The 18,581-nt window shown below is 65.9% G+C and carries 17 protein-coding genes; 8 read left to right on the forward strand and 9 right to left on the reverse strand.

The features are described 5' to 3' along the window. The first annotated feature begins 45 nt into the window (after nucleotides 1-45). On the forward strand, nucleotides 46-1,254 hold the full coding sequence (gene rlmN / locus WC704_RS13030; RefSeq protein ID WP_372890553.1) for a 23S rRNA (adenine(2503)-C(2))-methyltransferase RlmN: 1,209 nt from the start codon (nucleotides 46-48) through the stop codon (nucleotides 1,252-1,254). Nucleotides 1,255-1,395: 141 nt separating this feature from the next. Further along, entirely contained in the window at nucleotides 1,396-2,157 is a 762-nt protein-coding gene (locus WC704_RS13035; protein ID WP_372890555.1) for a sulfite exporter TauE/SafE family protein, read from the forward strand. Here the strand turns inward: WC704_RS13035 and WC704_RS13040 are convergent. The 3 genes from WC704_RS13040 to WC704_RS13050 are packed head-to-tail and all read right to left on the reverse strand — an operon-like array spanning nucleotide 2,148 to nucleotide 4,265. Beyond that, on the reverse strand, nucleotides 2,148-2,492 hold the full coding sequence (locus tag WC704_RS13040; protein WP_372890557.1) for a cytochrome C nitrite reductase: 345 nt from the start codon (nucleotides 2,490-2,492) through the stop codon (nucleotides 2,148-2,150). The genes WC704_RS13035 and WC704_RS13040 overlap by 10 nt on opposite strands. After that, nucleotides 2,489-3,682 (reverse strand): molybdopterin-dependent oxidoreductase, encoded by a 1,194-nt coding sequence (locus tag WC704_RS13045; protein WP_372890559.1) that lies wholly within the window; start codon nucleotides 3,680-3,682, stop codon nucleotides 2,489-2,491. Before WC704_RS13045 ends, WC704_RS13040 begins: the two co-directional genes overlap by 4 nt. After that, on the reverse strand, nucleotides 3,675-4,265 hold the full coding sequence (locus WC704_RS13050) for an NADPH-dependent FMN reductase (RefSeq protein WP_372890561.1): 591 nt from the start codon (nucleotides 4,263-4,265) through the stop codon (nucleotides 3,675-3,677). Before WC704_RS13050 ends, WC704_RS13045 begins: the two co-directional genes overlap by 8 nt. Nucleotides 4,266-4,479: 214 nt before the next feature. On the opposite strand from WC704_RS13050, the gene WC704_RS13055 reads away from it, so the two are divergent. Genes WC704_RS13055 through WC704_RS13065 form a run of 3 tightly spaced genes read left to right on the forward strand, consistent with a single transcriptional unit; the run spans nucleotide 4,480 to nucleotide 8,581 of the window. Next, a complete protein-coding gene (locus tag WC704_RS13055; protein ID WP_372890563.1) occupies nucleotides 4,480-6,627 on the forward strand; it encodes a transglycosylase domain-containing protein in 2,148 nt (715 codons plus the stop codon). Nucleotides 6,628-6,668: 41 nt separating this feature from the next. Then, nucleotides 6,669-7,670: a low specificity L-threonine aldolase gene (locus WC704_RS13060; protein ID WP_372890565.1), complete on the forward strand. Its 1,002-nt coding sequence runs from the start codon at nucleotides 6,669-6,671 to the stop codon at nucleotides 7,668-7,670. Beyond that, nucleotides 7,667-8,581: a DMT family transporter gene (locus tag WC704_RS13065; RefSeq protein WP_372890568.1), complete on the forward strand. Its 915-nt coding sequence runs from the start codon at nucleotides 7,667-7,669 to the stop codon at nucleotides 8,579-8,581. The genes WC704_RS13060 and WC704_RS13065 overlap by 4 nt, the downstream gene beginning before the upstream one ends. On the opposite strand, the gene WC704_RS13070 is transcribed toward WC704_RS13065, so the two are convergent. Next, the gene (locus WC704_RS13070) at nucleotides 8,491-9,327 is read right to left on the reverse strand and encodes an NAD(P)-dependent oxidoreductase (protein ID WP_372890570.1); all 837 of its coding nucleotides are present in this window, start codon (nucleotides 9,325-9,327) and stop codon (nucleotides 8,491-8,493) included. The genes WC704_RS13065 and WC704_RS13070 overlap by 91 nt on opposite strands. 1 nt (nucleotide 9,328) lies before the next feature. After that, the gene (locus WC704_RS13075; RefSeq protein ID WP_372890572.1) at nucleotides 9,329-10,942 is read right to left on the reverse strand and encodes a M28 family metallopeptidase; all 1,614 of its coding nucleotides are present in this window, start codon (nucleotides 10,940-10,942) and stop codon (nucleotides 9,329-9,331) included. A 103-nt stretch (nucleotides 10,943-11,045) separates the two neighbouring features. Between WC704_RS13075 and pepN the strand changes: the two genes are divergently transcribed. Then, the gene (gene pepN / locus WC704_RS13080; RefSeq protein WP_372890574.1) at nucleotides 11,046-13,661 is read left to right on the forward strand and encodes an aminopeptidase N; all 2,616 of its coding nucleotides are present in this window, start codon (nucleotides 11,046-11,048) and stop codon (nucleotides 13,659-13,661) included. A gap of 8 nt (nucleotides 13,662-13,669) precedes the next feature. Here the strand turns inward: pepN and WC704_RS13085 are convergent, their stop codons facing one another. From WC704_RS13085 to pabB, 3 genes are all read right to left on the reverse strand, one after another. Beyond that, nucleotides 13,670-13,813 carry a hypothetical protein gene (locus WC704_RS13085; protein WP_372890576.1) on the reverse strand — a complete coding sequence of 48 codons (144 nt, stop codon included), beginning with the start codon at nucleotides 13,811-13,813 and terminating at the stop codon, nucleotides 13,670-13,672. Between the two features lie 120 nt (nucleotides 13,814-13,933). Beyond that, complete coding sequence (locus WC704_RS13090; protein ID WP_372890578.1) at nucleotides 13,934-15,133, reverse strand: pyridoxal phosphate-dependent aminotransferase; 1,200 nt, start codon at nucleotides 15,131-15,133, stop codon at nucleotides 13,934-13,936. Nucleotides 15,134-15,183: 50 nt separating this feature from the next. Next, entirely contained in the window at nucleotides 15,184-16,986 is a 1,803-nt protein-coding gene (gene pabB, locus WC704_RS13095; protein ID WP_372890757.1) for an aminodeoxychorismate synthase component I, read from the reverse strand. 96 nt (nucleotides 16,987-17,082) lie between these two features. On the opposite strand from pabB, the gene WC704_RS13100 reads away from it, so the two are divergent. Continuing rightward, on the forward strand, nucleotides 17,083-17,745 hold the full coding sequence (locus WC704_RS13100; protein ID WP_372890580.1) for an MBL fold metallo-hydrolase: 663 nt from the start codon (nucleotides 17,083-17,085) through the stop codon (nucleotides 17,743-17,745). Nucleotides 17,746-17,748: 3 nt separating this feature from the next. Here the strand turns inward: WC704_RS13100 and WC704_RS13105 are convergent, their stop codons facing one another. Next, a complete protein-coding gene (locus tag WC704_RS13105; RefSeq protein WP_372890759.1) occupies nucleotides 17,749-18,186 on the reverse strand; it encodes an MAPEG family protein in 438 nt (145 codons plus the stop codon). Nucleotides 18,187-18,399: 213 nt separating this feature from the next. On the opposite strand from WC704_RS13105, the gene rpmF reads away from it, so the two are divergent. Beyond that, nucleotides 18,400-18,579 carry a 50S ribosomal protein L32 gene (gene rpmF, locus WC704_RS13110; protein ID WP_010406047.1) on the forward strand — a complete coding sequence of 60 codons (180 nt, stop codon included), beginning with the start codon at nucleotides 18,400-18,402 and terminating at the stop codon, nucleotides 18,577-18,579. Nucleotides 18,580-18,581 lie beyond the last annotated feature (2 nt).

Below are 18,581 nucleotides of genomic sequence, written 5' to 3' on the forward strand. Positions count from 1 at the left end.
CGCGAACGGGTGGAAGAAAGGAGCATATTCGACTACAACGCCGCGATGCAGAGCACCGCTACGACCCTCATGCCCATTCCGGGCCATATCGATCCTGTACCCGTCCCGCGCGCGTTGGTGCCGCGCAGCGATGGGCGAATCGATCTGCTCGGCCTGTCCAAGGCCGATGTGCGGATGGCGCTGGAAACCTCGCAGCTCGACCCCAAGCAGGCGAAACTCCGCGCCAAGCAATTGTGGCATTGGATCTACAATCGCGGCGTCACCGACTTTGCGTTGATGACCGACATTTCCAAAGCCATGCAACCGTGGCTGGAACAACGGTTCACCATCAGCCGCCCGCAAGTGGTCGAGGCGCAAGTGTCGACCGACGGCACGCGCAAATGGTTGCTGCGCACCGATGACGGCAATGATTATGAGATGGTGTTCATCCCCGATGCCGATCGCGGGACCTTGTGCGTGTCGAGCCAGGTCGGCTGCACGCTCAACTGCCGCTTCTGCCACACCGGCACGATGCGGCTGGTGCGCAACCTGACGCCGGGCGAAATCGTCGGCCAGGTGATGCTGGCGCGCGACGCGCTGGGCGAATGGCCGAGCCAGCCCGAGGGGCGGATGCTCACCAACATCGTGATGATGGGCATGGGCGAGCCGCTCTACAATTTCGACAACGTCCGCGATGGCTTAAAGATCGTGATGGATGGCGACGGCATCGGCCTGTCCCGCCGCCGCATCACGCTGTCGACCAGCGGGGTGGTGCCGCTGATGGCGCGCGCGGGCGAGGAAATCTCGGTCAACCTCGCCGTGTCGCTCCACGCCGTCACCAATGAAATCCGCGACGAGATCGTCCCGATCAACCGCAAGTACAAGCTCGAGCAAGTGCTGCAGGCGTGCGCGGACTATCCCGGCGCCAACAATGCGCGGCGCATCACCTTCGAATATGTCATGCTCAAGGACAAGAATGACAGCGACGCCGATGCGCGCGAGCTGGTGCGGCTGCTGAAGAAATATGATTTGCCCGCCAAGGTGAACCTGATCCCGTTCAACCCCTGGCCCGGCGCGCCCTATGAATGTTCGACGCCGGAACGGATCAAGGCTTTCTCCAACATCGTGTTCGATTCGGGTATCAGCGCGCCGGTGCGCACCCCGCGCGGACGTGACATCGATGCCGCGTGCGGGCAGTTGAAAACCGCCAGCGAAAAGAGGACCCGCGCCGAGCTCGACCGGCTGGCCGAGGAAAAGCAAGCGGCGCTGGGCTGATTCCCCGCGTTCCTGCCTGCGCAGGAGCACGGCGGAGGTCAGCGAACTGCACACCTTGCCTCCCCCGCCCACGCGCGCCACAAACCGGGTCGGCGGAATGTGCGGCACGGTCGATGCCGGGACAAAGCCCGGCATGACGGAATGACGGTGGACCTGACGACAATCGGCCTCTCGGCGGGTGCCGGCCTTCTCGGTGGCGCGATGAACGCGTTGGCGGGTGGCGGCACCTTCGCCACGCTGCCCGCGCTGATCGCGCTCGGCCTCCCTGCCAACACGGCCAACGCCACCTCCAACCTGGCGCTGTTGCCGGGGGCGGCGACCAGCGCCTGGGCGTTTCGCGATGAATTGCAGCCGATTGGCGGGGTCAGCATCCGCTTGCTGGCGACGATCACCTTTGCCGGCGGGTTGGGTGGCAGCCTGCTGCTCTATGCCACGCCGACGCATGTGTTCGATCTCGTCATCCCGTGGCTGCTGCTGTTCGCCTTCATTGTCATCACCTTCGGCAAGCGCGCGGCGGACGCGCTGCACAGCCGCGTCACCATCACGCCGCCCGTGCTGATCGTGGTGCAGGCGGCGCTCGGCCTTTACGGCGGCTATTTCGGTGGCGGCGTCGGGCTGATGACCACCGCCGTCTATGGCCTGCTGGCAGGCGCATCGCCCCGCGCGCTGTTCGCGCCGCGCACGCTGATGCTGGCGATCGCCAATGCCGCCGCCGCGATCGTGTTCATCGCCGCCGGGTTGATCGCCTGGGCGGCGTGTATTCCGATGCTGCTCGGCGCGATCTTCGGCGGCTGGATCGGCGCGCATGTCGGCAAACGCCTGCCGCACGGCGTGGTGCGCGGCTGGACGCTGTTCGTTACCGGCGCCACCACTTTGGTGTTCTTCGCCCGCGCCTATTTCTGAAGCGCGACCAGTGCCGCGACGATCTTGGCATCGTCCTGCTCGTCGATCGTCGCCTTATACGCGCCGCGCATCTTGGCGACTTCGGCCTGCCATTGCTCGGGTTTGAGCCTGGGTTGCGTCAGGATCATTTCGGGCGAATGGCACGCGGTGCAGTTGATCGTAACGATTTCGGCGCTGTCGGGCAGCGTTGCCGTCTCGTCGGGCAAGGTCGTGCTTTGCGAGGTCAGCACGATTGGCCCGCCGACACCGCCGCCTTGCGTCGATCCCGGCCTGGCATAGCCCGCGCCGCCGACCAGCACCGCCAGCGCCATGATTGCTCCAAGCAGCCGCCTCATGCCTGCGTCACCTTCGCCGTCTCGATGCTGTTGCGCATATAGCCACCGGGGTTCCAGATCGGATCGAAGCCTTGCGTTTCGCCGCTGGTGTTGGTGGCCCGCACCGCCACCGTCTGCGCACCCGGCGGGAGGGAAGCCGCCCAGCGCCGGAAGCCATAGCGCCCCGCATCGGGGCCAAGCTGCGCCGGATGCCAGCTCTTGCCCGCATCGACCGACCAATCGACCTTGGCCACGCCCGCATCGCCACCCAGCGCGATGCCGCGCACCGCGCCCACATCGGCGCACGTGAAGAAGGCGCGCGGCAGCATCCGCCCGATCGGCACCGTCGGAAAATCCTTGGCCCCCGGCACCACGTTCGCGCGCGGGGTTGCCGGGATGCGATAGGCCTTGTCCATCCAATAGCCGGTATCGGGCGCGGCGAGCACGGTGATCCGGTCGAGCGCCTTGACCCAATAGGTCGAGAACCAGCCCGGCACGATCAACCGCAGCGGAAAGCCATTGAGCAGCGGGAGTTGCGTGCCGTTCATGCCGTAAGCGACGATCACCTCCTCGGCTTGCGCCTGGCCGAGCGGCAGCGACTTGGCGAACCACGGCGCATCGCCCGGTGGACGATCGAGCCCGGCAAACTGCACTTGCACCGCCCCCGGCGCGACGCCCGCACGCTCCAGCAGATCGCGCAAGCGCACCCCGGTCCACAGCGCATTGCCGATCGCACCATTGCCCCATTGCGCGCCCGGCACGCGCGGACCGAAAGCCCCACGCGAATTGCCCGAACATTGGTTGACCGCCGCGATCTCGACTTGCGGCAACGCCTGCACTTGCTTGAGGCTCAGCGCGAGCGGCCGCTTGACCGCCCCGCCGACGTGCAACCGGAAGGCGTCGACATCGACCGACAAAGGAATGTCGGCATAATGCCAGCGTACGAAAAACCGATCGTTCGGCGTGAAGGTCGAAGCATCCAGCGCCCCGTCAAACGCCGCCATCGGCGTTTCGAGCAGCGGCGCGCGGGTGCGCTGCAGGATCATCCCGCGCTTGCCCGGAAAGGCATCGGTCAACGGGCGGCGACCATCGCCCTCCGCAAAGCCGAGATCGACGAGCGACTGCGCCCAGAGCGGGCTGCTCGCCAGTGCGCTTGCACCGAGCGTGAGCGCGCTGCGGCGCGCGATGGGTTGGCGGAGCCACTCAGCCATGCTGGATCGCCAGCGGCGCAAAGCGCGCGACTTGCTGCCCGACCAGCGAAAGCTGTTCGACCACGGCGGGGTCGCTCGCCCCACCCTCGGCATCGAATTTGGTGAGTTGCGTGTTGACAGCCGCCGCGAACGGCGTCGGCCAGCCGCGCAGCGCATGGACGATCGAGCGCAACGCGGCGATCGTGCTGCCCGTCGCCTGCCAGCCATAGGCCGTCGCGATCAAGCCAACGGGCATGTCTGCGAGATACGGGCGGTGCGGATCGCGCGCGGTCTCTTCGAGCAAGTCGAGCGCATTCTTGACCACACCCGAAATGCTGCCGTGATAGCCGGGCGAAGCGATGATGAGCGCGGAGGCTTGCCGCACGGTGTCGACGAAATCGCGTTCCTGGGCGGTGCGCGTCGTTGCCCGCGGATCATAAAGCGGGAGCTGCGCCATATCGGCGCCGCCAAACATGCGTGTGCGAAACCCTTCGCGCCCCGCCGCCTCCAGCGCAATCGCCAGTGCGCGCTCGGTCGAGGACACGCCGCCGATCGTGCCGCCAATCCCGACGACAAGGGGAAGATCGGGCGCGGAATCGGCCATCGGGGAAAATCTTTCGCATCGGGGCGGCGCACGGCCACGGTCTGCGTTCGATAGCGGGCGCACGCGCCGGGCTCAATCGCGAACTCGCATTCCAATCGCTGCCCCTCGCGCGCCAGGCCCGGCGCTGCTACACGCACCACCGATGCGGGACCCTGGCTTGCACGATCTGTTTTATATGAATAACACACGCGTTCGGTGTAGCGGGATCTAGTCCATGCGTTCCTATCCCTTCGATCCGGCCGATCGGCCGCAGCGCGCGGACGATGCGCTCGAGCTGACCGGCGGTATGCCGCCGCCCGAACATCATGCCTGGCCCGGCGACCATGCGGATGGCGACGATGACGCTTATGGCGCAGAGGGCTATACGACCAACCTGCCGGTGGTGCAGCGGCCCAACCGGTTGCGCTGGGTCATGCGCGGCATCGCCGCGCTGATTATATTGTTCGTGTTCGCGGTCGGCTGGCTCGCGGTCACCGCGCCCTTGTCGAAATCGCTGCAACCGCCGACCCCGCCCAGCATCACGCTGCTCGCCGATGACGGCACGCCGATCGCGCGGCGCGGCGCGATCCTGGGGGCACCGGTCGATGCCGCCAAGCTGCCCAAGACCGTCACCAACGCCTTCCTCGCGATCGAGGACCGGCGTTTCCGGTCGCATTGGGGGATCGATCCGCGCGGCATCACCCGCGCCTTTTTCCACAACATCACCTCCAGGGGGCGCGACCAGGGCGGCAGCACGATCACGCAGCAGCTCGCCAAGAACGCCTTCCTCGATTCGGACCGCACCGCCGCGCGCAAAATCCGCGAAGTGATGATCGCATTCTGGCTGGAGGCGTGGCTGACCAAGGACCAGATCCTGTCGCGCTATCTGTCGAACGTCTATTTCGGCGACAACGTTTACGGCCTGCGCGCCGCTGCGCGGCATTATTTCGGGCGCACGCCGGAAAATCTGTCGATCGGGCAAGCGGCGATGCTGGCCGGGCTGGTCAAGGCCCCGTCCAAACTCGCCCCCACGATTAACCTGAAGGGCGCGCGCGATCGGGCCGCTTTGGTGGTGGCGGCGATGGTTGAGGCGGGCTTTCTCGACAAGGCCGAAGCCGCCAAGGTGCGCCCGGCGCGCCCGATTGCCGATCACGCGCAAGTGCTGCCCAACGGCACCTATTTCGCCGATTGGGTGCTGCCCGAGGCGCGCGACCGCGCGGGCGAGATCGCGACGGAGACGACGGTGCAGACCACGCTCGACCGCCGCCTGCAAAAAGCCGCCGAACATGCGGTACGGCGTGCGGGTTTGCGCCAGGCGCAGGTGGCGTTGGTGGCGATGCGGCCAGACGGGCGCGTGGTCGCGATGGTGGGGGGAAAATCCTATGCCGACAGCCCGTTCAACCGCGCGACGCAAGCGCAGCGCCAGCCGGGCTCGGCGTTCAAGCTGTTCGTCTATCTCGCGGCGATGCGCCACGGCCTGACCCCCGATTCGGTGATCGATGACAAGCCGATCACCATCGCCAATTGGTCGCCCAAGAACGCCGATGGCCGCTATCTCGGGCCGATCACGCTGCGCCAGGCGTTCGCGCGCTCGTCCAACGTCGCGGCGGCGCGGATCACCCAGCAAGTCGGCGTTGCCAATGTCATTCAGGCGGCGCGCGATCTCGGCGTCACCTCCCCCATCCCCAATGAAGCGACGATTGCGCTCGGCACGTCGAGCATGTCGCTGCTCGAACTGACTTCGGCTTATGCCGCGATTCTCGCCGAACGCTATCCGGTCCACGCGCATGGACTGGAGGCGGCACCAGCGGACCACGGCATCATCGCCGCGCTGACCGATCGCACCCACACGCTCGACGGCACCATCCATGACGAGATGCTCGACCTGCTCTCCGCCTCGGCCGAGACCGGCACCGGGCGCGCGGCGGCGTTGTCGGTCAAGACCTATGGCAAAACCGGGACCACACAGGACAGCCGCGACGCGCTGTTCGTCGGCTTCGCCAATGGGCTCGTCGTCGGCGTGTGGGTCGGCAATGATGACAACACCCCCAATGCCGGGCTGTCGGGCGGTGGCATTCCGGCGCGGGTGTGGCGTGATTTCATGCAGACCGCGCTCGGCGTTGGCCCCGCCGCCACGCCTGAACCGGTCGAGGAGGTCGATCCCGATGCGGGCAACACGCTGGGCGATGCCCTTGAGAATTTCCTCGATCCGGGCGCGATTCCCCCGGTCGAGGGCGAGATTCCGGGCGTCGGGCGGCTTCGGTTGCGCAATGGCGAAATCGACTTCGCGCCGAACCGCCCCGACCAGCGCGACCGCCGCCGCGACACCCCCGACGATCGCGCGCCGCGCCGCGACCAGAATGATCCCGCCGACGACCAATAGCGCCGGTTGACGCGGGGCGAGCGCGCCCGCATTGCTGCGCCATGCGCTTCTTCTCCGACAACGCCGCCCCCGTCCACGCCAACGTCCTCGCCGCCATCGCCGAAGCCAATGTGCTCGACACCGCTTATGACGGCGACGGCTGGAGCAAACAGCTCGACGCGCGCTTTTCGGACGTGTTTGAAACGCCGGTGCGGGCCTTGTGGGTGCCCTCGGGCACTGCCGCCAATTGCCTCGCGCTCGCAGCTTTGTGCCCCCCGCACGGCGCGATCGTGTGCCACCGCGATGCGCATATCCAGAATGACGAAGCCGGCGCGCCCGAATTCTACACCCACGGCGCCAAATTGCTGCTGGCCGAAGGCGATGGCGCCAAGCTGACCCCCGATTCGATCCGCGCCGTGCTCGATGCGACGCGCACCGACGTCCATCAGGTGCAACCGCACGCGATTTCGATCACCAACGCCACCGAATATGGGCTGATCTATAGCCCCGATGACGTCGCCGCGATTGGCCAGCTCGCGCGTGAGCGTGGGCTTGGGTTGCATATGGACGGTGCACGCTTCGCCAATGCCGTCGCGCATCTCGGCTGCGCGCCCGCCGACCTGACATGGCGCGCCGGGGTCGATGCGCTGAGCTTCGGCTTCATCAAAAATGGTGGGATGAGCGCCGAAGCGCTGATCTTCTTCAAGCCCGAACTCGCCGCGGCGACGCTCTATCGCCGCAAACGCGCGGGACTGCTGCTGTCCAAGGGGCGCTATCTCGCGGCACAATTGCTGGCGATGCTGGAGGGCGACCTGTGGCTCGATCTGGCGCGTGGTGCCAATGCCGGGGCGGCCTTGCTGGCGCAGGCGGCGGGCGACCGGCTGGTCAACCCGGTCGAGGCGAACGAAGTGTTCCTGCGTGTCACGCCTGCCGAGGCCGCGACGCTGCGCGCGCTCGGTTTCGACTTTTACGACTGGGGCCCGGGCGAAGCACGGCTGGTGATCTCGTGGAACCAGCGGACCGAGGACATTCGCCCGCTGGCCGATGCGATTGCCGCGCTTTGAGTGACGCCGCGCCCAATTCGAGCCGCCTCGCAATCCTGATCCCGTTCGGTATCGTCACGCTGATCTGGGGCTCGACCTGGCTGGTCATTCGCGGACAATTGGGCGTGGTGCCGCCAAGCTGGTCGGTTACCTATCGCTTCCTCGTCGCCGGTATCGTGATGCTTGGCTATGCAGCGGTCCGGCGCGAGCGCGTCCGGCTCGATGCGCGCGGCTGGGGTTTCGCCGCCGTGCTTGGCCTCCTGCAATTCTGCCTCAACTTCAACTTCGTCTATCGCGCCGAGGGGCATATCGCCTCCGGGCTTGTCGCGGTGGTGTTCGCGCTGATGCTGCTGCCCAACGCTTTGTTCGGGCGCATTTTCCTCGGCCAGCGGCTCGGGCGGCAATTGCTGGTCGGGGTCGGCGTGGCGATGATCGGCGTCACCCTGCTGTTCGTGCGGGAGGCTCGGATCGATCCGCACGGGCCCGGTGAGGTGATGACCGGAATTGGCTTTACCTTGCTCGCGATCTTGTCCGCCTCGACCGCCAATGTCATGCAGGGCACGCGCACCGCCCGCGCTTATCCCATGATCCCGACGCTGGGCGTGGCGATGCTACTCGGTGCGGGCTTTGACGGCGCCTTTGCCTGGGTGACGACCGGGCCACCGGTGATCGAGCCGACGCTACCCTATCTGGCGGCGACCTTGTACCTTGGCGTGTTCGCCTCGGCGATCGCCTTCCCGCTCTATTTCGGTGTGCTGCGCGTGATCGGTCCGGCCAAGGCGGCGTATTCGGGGGTGCTCGTCCCCGTCATCGCCATGTGCCTGTCGACGCTGTTCGAGGGCTATCGCTGGTCGTTGCTCGCAGGAGCCGGCGCTGCCCTGGTGATCGGCGGGCTCATCATCGCGCTCAGGGCGCGCAGACCGGCACGATAATCGCGGTAAAGCGGGCTCCAGCCGAGCACACGCCTGGCCTTGCCGGTCGCCACACGCCGGTTCTCGGCATAGAAGCCGCGCGCCATCGGCGACAGCGACTCCAGGGCCACGAAGGCAGGCGGCGCGAGCCCCAACAGCCGCGCGGCGAACGCCACCACCGCATTCTGGCTGGCCGGGACGTCGTCGGCGAGATTGTAAGCCCCGGGCGGGGCCGCAAATCCGGCGATCACCCCGCGCGCTATGTCATCGACATGGCAGCGGCTGAACACCTGGTCCGCCACATCGACGCGGTGCGCCATGCCGCTGGCGACACGATCGAGCGGCGAACGCCCCGGACCGTAAATGCCCGGCAAGCGGAACACCCGCGCGCCGATCGCCTGCCACGCCATGTCCGCCGCGGCGCGCGCGTTGCGGCGCCCATTGCCGATCGCAGCCGTCTCATCGACCCACGCCCCACCCGCATCGCCGTAAACCCCGGTTGAGGAGAGATAGCCGAGCCACGCCCCGTTTTTACGCAGCGCAGAACCATAAGCATCCAGCACCGGATCGACCTCGCCCGCTGGCGGCACCGAGGACAGGATATGCGTCGCCGCAGCCAGTTCCCGCGCAACCGCCGCGGCATCATCGAAGCGCACCGTACCGTCGCGCCCGTCACGCGTGGTGCCGATCACCACCCCGCCCGCGCCACGCACGTGCCCGGCCAGTGCCCGTGCCGTATAACCGAGCCCAAAGATCAGCAGCCGCACATCACTTCGCCCCATAGCCATTGTACAGCGAGCCGAAGAAATCGCCCTTGTTCCAGCGCGGGCGCGCGTCGCCATCGGCAATCGCGCGTGCAATCGCATAATTGGCCGCGACGAAGCGGATGCCCTGCGCCCAGTCGATCGGCTGCGACAGATCGTCGCCGGGTTGGTGATAGCGATGCGCGAAAAAATCCGCCACGGCGGCCTTGCCTGGCCCCTTCTGCCCCGGCCACAGGAACACCGCAGGCACGCCCTGCTGGACGAAGCGATAATGGTCCGATCGCACGAAAATGCCCTGCGCCGGATCGGGATCGGGCGACATCGTCACGCCCAATGCCTCCACCGCCTGCGCCACGATTGGCCCCAGCGTCGATCGATCGGCTCCGAACACCGTCATGTCTTCAAAGGCATAAGACAGGATCGGCATGTCGAGATTGACGTCGGCGACGATGCTGGAGATCGGCACGGTCGGGTGCTTGGCGAAATAATCCGATCCGACCAACCCCTTTTCCTCCGCCGTCACCGCCAGGAACAGGATCGAGCGGCGCGGGCGCTTGCCCGATGCCTTGAAGCGCTTGGCTTCCTCGATCAACGCGGCGATGCCAACGGCATTGTCCTCCGCGCCGTTATAGATCGTGTCGCCCTTCGCATCGGCGCGCCCCACCCCGAGATGATCGAGATGCGCCGACAGCACCACCACTTCGCTGGCCAGCTTGGGGTCGCTGCCGGGCAGCATGGCGGCGACATTGCCGCTGCTGCCCGGCTCGAACGCGGTCTTCAGCGCCACTGTTATGGTGACCCCGAGCCGCTCGGCACGGAAGCTTGCCTCACGGTCGACCGCGCGTTTGGCGATCTCGGTCCAGGGCGTGCTCGCGCCCGCGAACAGCTTGGCCGCTCCAGTCGTGCTCAGCGTCGCCAGCACTGGTGCGCCCACGGTTTCGCCGGTGCCATCGGCCTGCGCCCAGGTTGTGCGCGAACGGTCAAAGCCCGCCCCGTTTCCCGGCAAGGCACCACGCGTCAGCACGACCACGCCGACCGCGCCGTGCTGGGCGGCGATCACCGCCTTGGTCGTCACGCTTTGGAAGTGCGCGCGTTCTTCGCTCTGGAAACTGTCCGGCGCGCCCGCGAACAGCGCGACGATCTTGCCGCGCACATCCACCCCGGCATAATCGTCGCGGCGATATTGCGGCGCGACCAGCCCGTAGCCGACGAACACGACCGGCGCATCAAGCGCGGTGCGCGCCGCGCTTGCGACGACGCCCGGCACATAATCTTCACCGAAGGCAAGCGTGCGTGGGCCCGCACTCACGCTGGTCAACACGACATCGCCCTTGTCGGCGGCGCGATAGGTGACCAGCGGCACCTTCTGGATATAGCTGCCCCCGCAGGCATTGGGGTCCCCCGCCGGTTTCAGCCCGGCAGCATAGAATTGCGCGGCGACATAGTCGGCGGCGATCATAAATTCCGGACTGCCCGCCTCGCGCCCGCGCAGCGCGTCGGAGGCGAGAAACACGACATGCGCTTTCATCGCGGCCTGATCGTCGGGCAGCGCCCCGTCCTGCGCCAAACCCGTGCTCGCCCCCGTCAGCGCCAGCAGGGCGGCCATCCACAGCTTCATCGTCGTCCCTTTCCAGTCTCGCCCTCGCTATCACAGCGATTCGCGCAGGCAAATCGGGCGATTTCGGTGGCACCGCGCCGTTGCGGGTCTTACATCGCAAGCAATGCTCGATATTCAGACCAGCTCCGCCCAGCCTCAGATCACACCGCACGTCACGCGCCGCGCGGATTACACCGCGCCCGACTGGCAAGTGCCCGAGATCGCGCTGGACTTCGCGCTCGACCCTGCCGCCACCCGCGTGAAAGCCACGCTGCATGTGCAGCGCAGCGACGCGCACGATCGGCCACTGCGGCTCGACGGTGCGGGGCAGACACTGCTGTCGGTCTGCGTCGACGGGGTCACGGTCAATGACTGGACGATCGAGGGCGAGACGCTGGTGCTGCCGCTGGCGGGATCGGCGCATGTCATCGAAACCGAAGTCGAGATCGCGCCCGAGCGCAACACGCAATTGATGGGGCTCTATGCCTCGGGCGGCAATCTGTGCACGCAGTGCGAGGCCGAGGGCTTCCGCCGCATCACCTATTTCCCCGACCGGCCCGACGTGCTCAGCCGCTATCAGGTGCGGATGACGGCGGACAAGACGCGCTATCCGGTGCTGCTCGCCAATGGCGACCCGATCGCCGCGGGTGATTTGCCAGAGGGTAAGCACTGGGCCGAGTGGCGCGATCCTTTCCCCAAGCCCTGTTACCTGTTCGCGCTGGTGGCGGGCGATCTCGCGGTCAATCGCGGCAGCTTCGTCACCCTGTCGGGCCGCGAGGTGTCGCTTGGCATCTGGGTACGCGCCGCCGACGTGCCGCGCACCGACCATGCGCTGGCCGCGCTCAAAGCCGCAATGGCGTGGGACGAGCGCGTCTATGGCCGTGAATATGATCTCGACGTGTTCAACATCGTCGCGGTCGACGATTTCAATTTCGGGGCGATGGAGAATAAGGGGCTGAACATCTTCAACAGCCGCTACATCCTCGCCGACCCCGACACCGCGACCGATTATGATTATGACGGCATCGCCGCCGTCGTCGCGCACGAATATTTCCACAATTGGTCGGGCAATCGCGTCACCTGCCGCGACTGGTTCCAGCTTTCGTTGAAGGAAGGCTTTACCGTCTATCGCGACCAATGCTTCTCGGCCGATCAGGGTTCGGCTGCGGTCAAGCGGATCGAGGATGTGCGCGGCCTGCGCGCCGCGCAATTCCCAGAAGATGCGGGGCCGCTCGCCCACCCGATCCGGCCCGATTCCTATCAGGAAATCTCCAACTTCTACACCGCCACCATCTACAATAAGGGTGCCGAAATCATCCGGATGCTGGCCACCATCCTCGGCGCTCACGGTTTTCGCGCGGGCACCGATCTGTATTTCGACCGCTTCGATGGCACGGCTGCGACCTGCGAGGATTTCGTCGCGTCGCTGGAAGACGCGAGCGGCACCGATCTGACGCAGTTCCGCCGCTGGTACGTGCAAGCAGGCACCCCGCGCATCACCGCCTCCTTGCTGCATCACGAGGGCTCAGGCCGCGCGGAGCTGGTTCTGGCGCAACGTACCCCACCAACGCCGGGTCAAGACGTCAAGCAACCGGTCGTGCTGCCTTTGCGCGTCAAGCTGTTTGGTGCGGACAGCGCAAAACCCTATGCCCCGGAACAGACCGTGCTGCTAACCGAGGCCGAACACCGCATCGTTTTCGAGGACGTGCGCGAACGCCCGATCCTGTCGATCAACCGTGGTTTCTCGGCGCCGGCAATCCTGGAAACCGATCGCAGCGCCGCCGATCTCGCCTTCCTCGCTGCGCATGACGACGATCCGTTCGCGCGCTATGAGGCGTTGCAGCAGCTTATGCTCGATACGCTGGTGGCAAGCGCCGGGGGTGCCCGCGTCGATCATAGCGCCGTCATCGCCGCGATCGGCGGCACGCTTGCCAACGCGCAGCTCGACCGTGCGTTTGTCGCGGAAGCCGTGCTGTTGCCGTCGGAAAGCTTCATCGGCGACCAGATGGCGGTGGTTGATCCCGAGGCGATTTTCCGCGCCCGCGAAGCGCTCCGCCGCGATATCGGGCGCACGCTGGAAGACGCTTGGCGCACGGCGTATCACGCGGCGCGCGCCACCACCGACGGGTACGTCTATTCGCCCGAAGCCAAGGGGCTGCGGCGGCTGAAATCGGTGGCGCTCGGCTATATCGCGGCATCGGGTGCGGCGGATGCGGGGGCGCTTGCGTTCGCGCAATTCGAAACCGCCGACAACATGACCGACCGGCAAAGCGCGCTGACCACCTTGGTTGCAGGCGATTCGGCGCAGCGCACGCCCGCGCTCGACATTTTCTACAATCGCTACAGCGACAATGCGCTGGTGCTCGACAAATGGTTTTCGGTGCAGGCGATGGCCCCACGCGACGACACCGGCGCAATCGTGCTGGAACTGGCGCAGCACCGCGATTTCACGCTCGCCAACCCCAATCGCGCGCGCGCGTTGGTCGGCGCGTTCGGAGTCAATCAGCGCGCGTTCAATGCCGCCGATGGATCAGGCTATCGCTTCCTCGCCGATCAACTGATCGCGCTCGACCGGCTCAATCCGCAGACGGCGGCCAAGCTGATCCCGCCGCTCGGTCGTTGGAAGCGCTTCGACACCAACCGCGCGGCGCTGATGCGTGCCGAGCTTGACCGCATCCTCTCGGTGCCAGGACTGTCGAAGGATATGGCGGAACAGGCGTCGCGCAGCCTGAACGGCTGACGCAGGCGTCAGCGGTTTATCTGGGCCTGGGCTTCGGTCCGGGTCGTCGCACGCGCGCCTTCGGTCGGGTGCAGCGTGACGAGTGCGGCTGCGCCCAGCGCGAAACCACCCGCAAACTGCCAAAAGAAACCCGACTTCAAAACGCTGCGCATTGCCAACCCTTTCGCGACCGGCCCAATACCAATCGCTGCGATGCAGCAAATCGGCATTGTCCGGTCATTTCGCAAGAGGCTTTTCAGCAACCAATCGTTACCAAAAGCTGAACCACTGGTTCAACGTACGTTTGCGCAGGCCGTCTGGATGCGTTCGCAGGCTTCGCGCAGCAGCGCATCGGAGGTCGCATAGGAAATGCGCATCGCCGGCGACAGGCCGAACGCCGCACCCTGCACGGCGGCGACCTTCGCATCATCAAGCAGATAGGCGACGAACGCCTCGTCGCTGTCGATCAACTTGCCCGAGGGGGTCGATTTGCCGATCAGCGCGGAAAATTCGGGGTAGACGTAAAACGCGCCATCGGGCCGTGGGCAGGTGATACCATTTGCCTGGTTGAGCATCGACACGACCAGATCACGCCGCCCCTGGAACACGGCGGCGCGCTCCTTGAGGAAGCTCTGGTCGCCATTGAGCGCGGCGACGGCTGCCGCCTGCGCGATCGAACAGGGGTTGCTGGTCGATTGCGATTGCAGCTTGGCCATCGCCTTTATCAACCACGACGCGCCACCGGCATAACCAATGCGCCAACCGGTCATCGCATAGGCCTTGGAACAGCCATTGACCGTCAGCGTGCGCTCATACAGCGACGGGCACACTTGCGCGATCGTCGTAAATTCGAAGCCGTCATAGAGGATATGCTCATACATATCGTCGGCAAAGATCCACACATGCGGGTGGCGTTCGAGCACTTCGCCCAGCGCCTTCAGCTCGGCGGCGCTATAGGCGGCACCGGTCGGGTTGGACGGCGAATTGAGGATCACCCATTTGGTGCGCGGGGTGATCGCCGCCTCGAGCTGTTCGGGCAGCAGCTTGTAGCCCTGCTCCGGCCCTGCTGCGACGAACACCGGCGTGCCGCCCGCGAACAGCACGACATCGGGATAGCTCACCCAATAGGGCGCAGGCACGATCACTTCGTCGCCGACATCGACCGTGGCGACGATTGCATTGAACAAGGTGTGCTTGCCGCCGACATTCACGGTGATCTGGTCGGGTGTGTAGGTCAGCGCATTGTCGCGCGCGAACTTGGCGGCGATCGCGGCCTTGAGTTCGGGCGTGCCATCGACATTGGTATATTTGGTCTGGCCGTCGCGAATCGCCTTGATCGCGGCTTCCTTCACGAAATCGGGCGTGTCGAAATCGGGCTCGCCCGCGCCCAGGCCGATCACATCTATCCCTGCGCGCTTCAATTCCTGCACGCGCGTGGTGATCGCCAGCGTCGGCGATGGCTTGATGCGGGCGAGCGCGGCGGATGGATGCATAAGAAAGAGCCTTGGGAAATGCCGTGGCGGCGGGAAACTCGCGCGAGCGCTTATCCCGCCAAAGCCGCGCCCGCAACCGTCCGCCGCGCACGAATCAATCCGCGCAGGGCGTTGCCGACGAAAAATTCATGCGCGAGATCGGCCTCGGTCAGCACGCCCTCGATCGCACGACCCTGCGCCAGCAGCTCGGCGCGCAGCACCCCTGGCAACAGTCCGTCCTCCAGGGGTGGCGTGACGAGGATGTCGCCACGCGGGACGAACAGCGAGGTAAAACTCCCCTCGGTCAGCCGACCGTCGGGGCGCACGAACACCACTTCGTCGCCGCCCGCCGCAACGCGTGCCTGATCGTAAAAGGCGCGGTCGCTGGTCTTGTGACGCAGCCGGAAATCGGCGGGCGACACCGGCAACGGAACCACCGACACCGACAGCGGCTGATCCGAAGCCGCGGGCATTGCGGCAATTTCAATCGCCACCGCACCGCTCGGCGCCAACACCAGCCGCACCTTGCGCCGCACCCGCAAGCGGAAGGTCGCCGCTTGCAGTTCGTTGCGCGCGCCGTGCCGGTCAAACACAAAGCCGAAGGCGTGCGCGCTCGCCGCAAGCCGCCGGAGGTGGCGATCGAGCCGCAGGATGCCGTGTTCGGGATCGAACGCCATCGTCTCGATCAGGTCGAACGGGCGCGCGTCGCGGGTTAAAAAATCGGTCTTGGCGCGCGCTTCGTCCCATTCCTCAGCCGTCACCGAATCGGCGACGATGCCGCCACCCGCGCCAAAGCTGGCGTGCTCCGCGCCATAAGGCAGCGTCAACGTACGAATCGCGACGTTGAACATCGCATCGCCATCGGCATCGAACCGACCGATCGCGCCCGTATAGAGCCCGCGCGCGCACGCTTCGATCGTGGCGATCGCCTGCATGGCCGCGATCTTCGGCGCGCCGGTGATCGATCCGCATGGAAACAATGCCGCCAACACGTCGATCGCATCCGTGTCGGGTGCAATCGTGGCGGTGACGCTCGACACCAGTTGATGCACCGTCGGGTAGCTTTCCACCTCGAACAAATGCGGCACCGCGACCGACCCGGCGCGGGCAACGCGCGCCAGATCGTTGCGCATCAAATCGACGATCATCAGGTTTTCGGCGCGCTGCTTGGGGTCGTCGATCAGCGCCGCGGCAACCCGCCGGTCCGCATCGGCGCTATCGCCGCGCCGCGCCGTGCCCTTCATCGGCCGACATAACAGCGTTTCCCCCTCCAGCGAAAAGAACAGTTCGGGCGAAAGCGAGAGAATCCGCGCGGCCCCGGTGTCGATCAGCGCACCGAACCCGGCCCGCGCCGCCCTGCGCAGGCGGGCATAAAGCGACAGCGGATCGCCCAGGACGCGGGCATGTGCGCGATAAGTGAGATTGGCCTGGTACAGGTCCCCCGCGACGATATGAGCCTGGACGGCGGCGAAATGCGCATTATAGGTCGCCCGCTCGATCGCGGGTTCGGGCACGCCGAGCCACGCCCCCGCCGGATCCGGCAACAATGCGGGAACCGCATCGGGCGCGATTTCGAGATAACGCTCAAACAGGCCAAACCACAGCAAGGGAGTCGCAGCCTCGTCCGGCATGGGCAGGGTGACGGGTTCGAACGCAGCCCCGGCTTCGTAGGACAGGAATCCGGCGGCGTGCAGCCCGGTGGCCTGCGCCGCGCGCAGTGCCTCCAGTGCCGGACGTACCTCCGCGACCGTTCCCGCCGCCACGATTCGCACGGGATTGCAATAAAGCCGCGCCGCAGCACCGCCATCGCGCGCGTCGTCCAGCAGAACGAAGGGGCTCCGCAATTCAAGCGGGTTGGGCGGTGGCGTGTGCATAATCTCCTGTAGCAAATGCCCCGCCGACGCCCCTGTCGGCAACCCTTGGTTTTCGCGCGCTTGGTTTTCGGTCACACTCACCGTATTTCAAGCGGCATGACCGCTCAGCCCCCCCTCCGCGCCACCATCATCCCGGTGACCCCGCTGCAACAGAATTGCACCCTGCTCTGGTGCACCGCAACGATGCGCGGCGCCTTTGTCGATCCCGGCGGCGACTTGCCCAAGCTGCTCGCCGCCGCCGCGCAACATAAGGTGACGGTCGAGAAGATCATCCTCACCCACGGCCATATCGACCATTGCGGCGAGGCCAAGCCCCTTGCCGAACAGCTTGGTGTCGCGATCGAGGGCCCGCATGAGGAGGATCGCTTCCTCACCTCGACCCTGTCCGAAAGCGGCGCAAAATACGGCATTTCGGGCGTCAATTTCGAATCTGATCGCTGGCTCGTCGAAGGCGACACCGTCACCGTCGGCAATCTGGTGCTCGACGTCTATGAAACGCCCGGCCACACACCCGGCCATGTCGTCTTCCACCACGCGCCCTCCAAATTGGCGCTGGTCGGCGACGTGTTGTTCGCAGGATCGGTCGGCCGTACCGATTTCCCGCGCGGCAACCATCCGCAATTGCTCGAATCGATCGTCACCAAGCTATGGCCGCTCGGCGACGACACGACCTTCATTCCGGGGCACGGCCCGGCAAGCACCTTCGCGAATGAGCGCCGCACCAACATGTTCGTCAGCGACGCCGCGCTCGCCGCCTGAGGCTTATCCCGCGCGGACCGCGCTCGGGGCGGCCACGCTGGTTGCTGCGTGCGGGAGATACGGCAATACCACGGCATAGCCGCCCAAACCGAGCAGCAGCAGGAAGGTGATGATGGTCCCGGCCATCCGTCCGCCGGGCAAACCTTCCATCCCGAGCGCATGGCCGACTCGGCCGAGCAGGAACACCGCGCTCAGCACCCACAGCCACAGCGATGTGCCGCTGGTGAATTCGATCAGGGCGATCAGGATCAGGATGAAGGGCGTATATTCGACGAAATTCGCGTGCGCGCGCATCCGACGAATCAGCAGGTCGTTGCCGCCATCGCCAACATCGATCTTGGCCCTGGTGCGGACCGATCCGGTGCGCATCGCGAGCCACAAATTCAGGATCGCAGCAGCACCGGCCGTCATCAATGTAATCGGCAACATGATCGAACCCATCATTTTTCTCCCCCTGATCGCCCCGCAGACCGGGTGACCCTGCCTTGGCATCCATTCCCCAAGCTTGCAACGCCGCGCAGAATCGCTATAGGCCGCCATCTTCGCGATTTGTCTGGCATCGGTGCCGCTTGCGCGGCCAACCTCAGGCGTTGGTTGCGGAGAGCCCGAACCGGGCGTATCGCACCTGTCAGACAAGCATAAGGTTTCGCCGAAATGGCCGTCCCCAAAAGAAAAACCACGCCGTCCAAGCGCGGCATGCGTCGTTCGCACGATTCGCTCACCGTTGCGTCGTTCCAGGAATGCCCGAACTGTGGCGAACTGAAGCGTCCGCACAATCTGTGCCCGTCGTGCGGCCATTATAACGGTCGTGAGATCGTTTCGGTCGAAGGCTGACC

It is taken from the genome of Sphingomonas sp. (genome assembly GCF_041661885.1).
Lineage (GTDB): Bacteria > Pseudomonadota > Alphaproteobacteria > Sphingomonadales > Sphingomonadaceae > Sphingomonas.

Excerpts from the sequence above, each read along its gene's own strand:
- WC704_RS13075 (WP_372890572.1), bottom strand. The coding sequence starts at position 10,942 with ATGAAGCTGTGGATGGCCGCCCTGCTGGCGCTGACGGGGGCGAGCACG.
- WC704_RS13090 (WP_372890578.1), bottom strand. The coding sequence starts at position 15,133 with ATGCATCCATCCGCCGCGCTCGCCCGCATCAAGCCATCGCCGACGCTG.
- WC704_RS13060 (WP_372890565.1), top strand. The coding sequence starts at position 6,669 with ATGCGCTTCTTCTCCGACAACGCCGCCCCCGTCCACGCCAACGTCCTC.
- pepN (WP_372890574.1), top strand. The coding sequence starts at position 11,046 with ATGCTCGATATTCAGACCAGCTCCGCCCAGCCTCAGATCACACCGCAC.
- WC704_RS13085 (WP_372890576.1), bottom strand. The coding sequence starts at position 13,813 with ATGCGCAGCGTTTTGAAGTCGGGTTTCTTTTGGCAGTTTGCGGGTGGT.
- WC704_RS13105 (WP_372890759.1), bottom strand. The coding sequence starts at position 18,186 with ATGGGTTCGATCATGTTGCCGATTACATTGATGACGGCCGGTGCTGCT.
- rlmN (WP_372890553.1), top strand. The coding sequence starts at position 46 with ATGCAGAGCACCGCTACGACCCTCATGCCCATTCCGGGCCATATCGAT.
- WC704_RS13040 (WP_372890557.1), bottom strand. The coding sequence starts at position 2,492 with ATGAGGCGGCTGCTTGGAGCAATCATGGCGCTGGCGGTGCTGGTCGGC.
- pabB (WP_372890757.1), bottom strand. The coding sequence starts at position 16,986 with ATGCACACGCCACCGCCCAACCCGCTTGAATTGCGGAGCCCCTTCGTT.
- WC704_RS13035 (WP_372890555.1), top strand. The coding sequence starts at position 1,396 with ATGACGGTGGACCTGACGACAATCGGCCTCTCGGCGGGTGCCGGCCTT.
- WC704_RS13100 (WP_372890580.1), top strand. The coding sequence starts at position 17,083 with ATGACCGCTCAGCCCCCCCTCCGCGCCACCATCATCCCGGTGACCCCG.
- WC704_RS13055 (WP_372890563.1), top strand. The coding sequence starts at position 4,480 with ATGCGTTCCTATCCCTTCGATCCGGCCGATCGGCCGCAGCGCGCGGAC.
- WC704_RS13045 (WP_372890559.1), bottom strand. The coding sequence starts at position 3,682 with ATGGCTGAGTGGCTCCGCCAACCCATCGCGCGCCGCAGCGCGCTCACG.
- WC704_RS13050 (WP_372890561.1), bottom strand. The coding sequence starts at position 4,265 with ATGGCCGATTCCGCGCCCGATCTTCCCCTTGTCGTCGGGATTGGCGGC.
- rpmF (WP_010406047.1), top strand. The coding sequence starts at position 18,400 with ATGGCCGTCCCCAAAAGAAAAACCACGCCGTCCAAGCGCGGCATGCGT.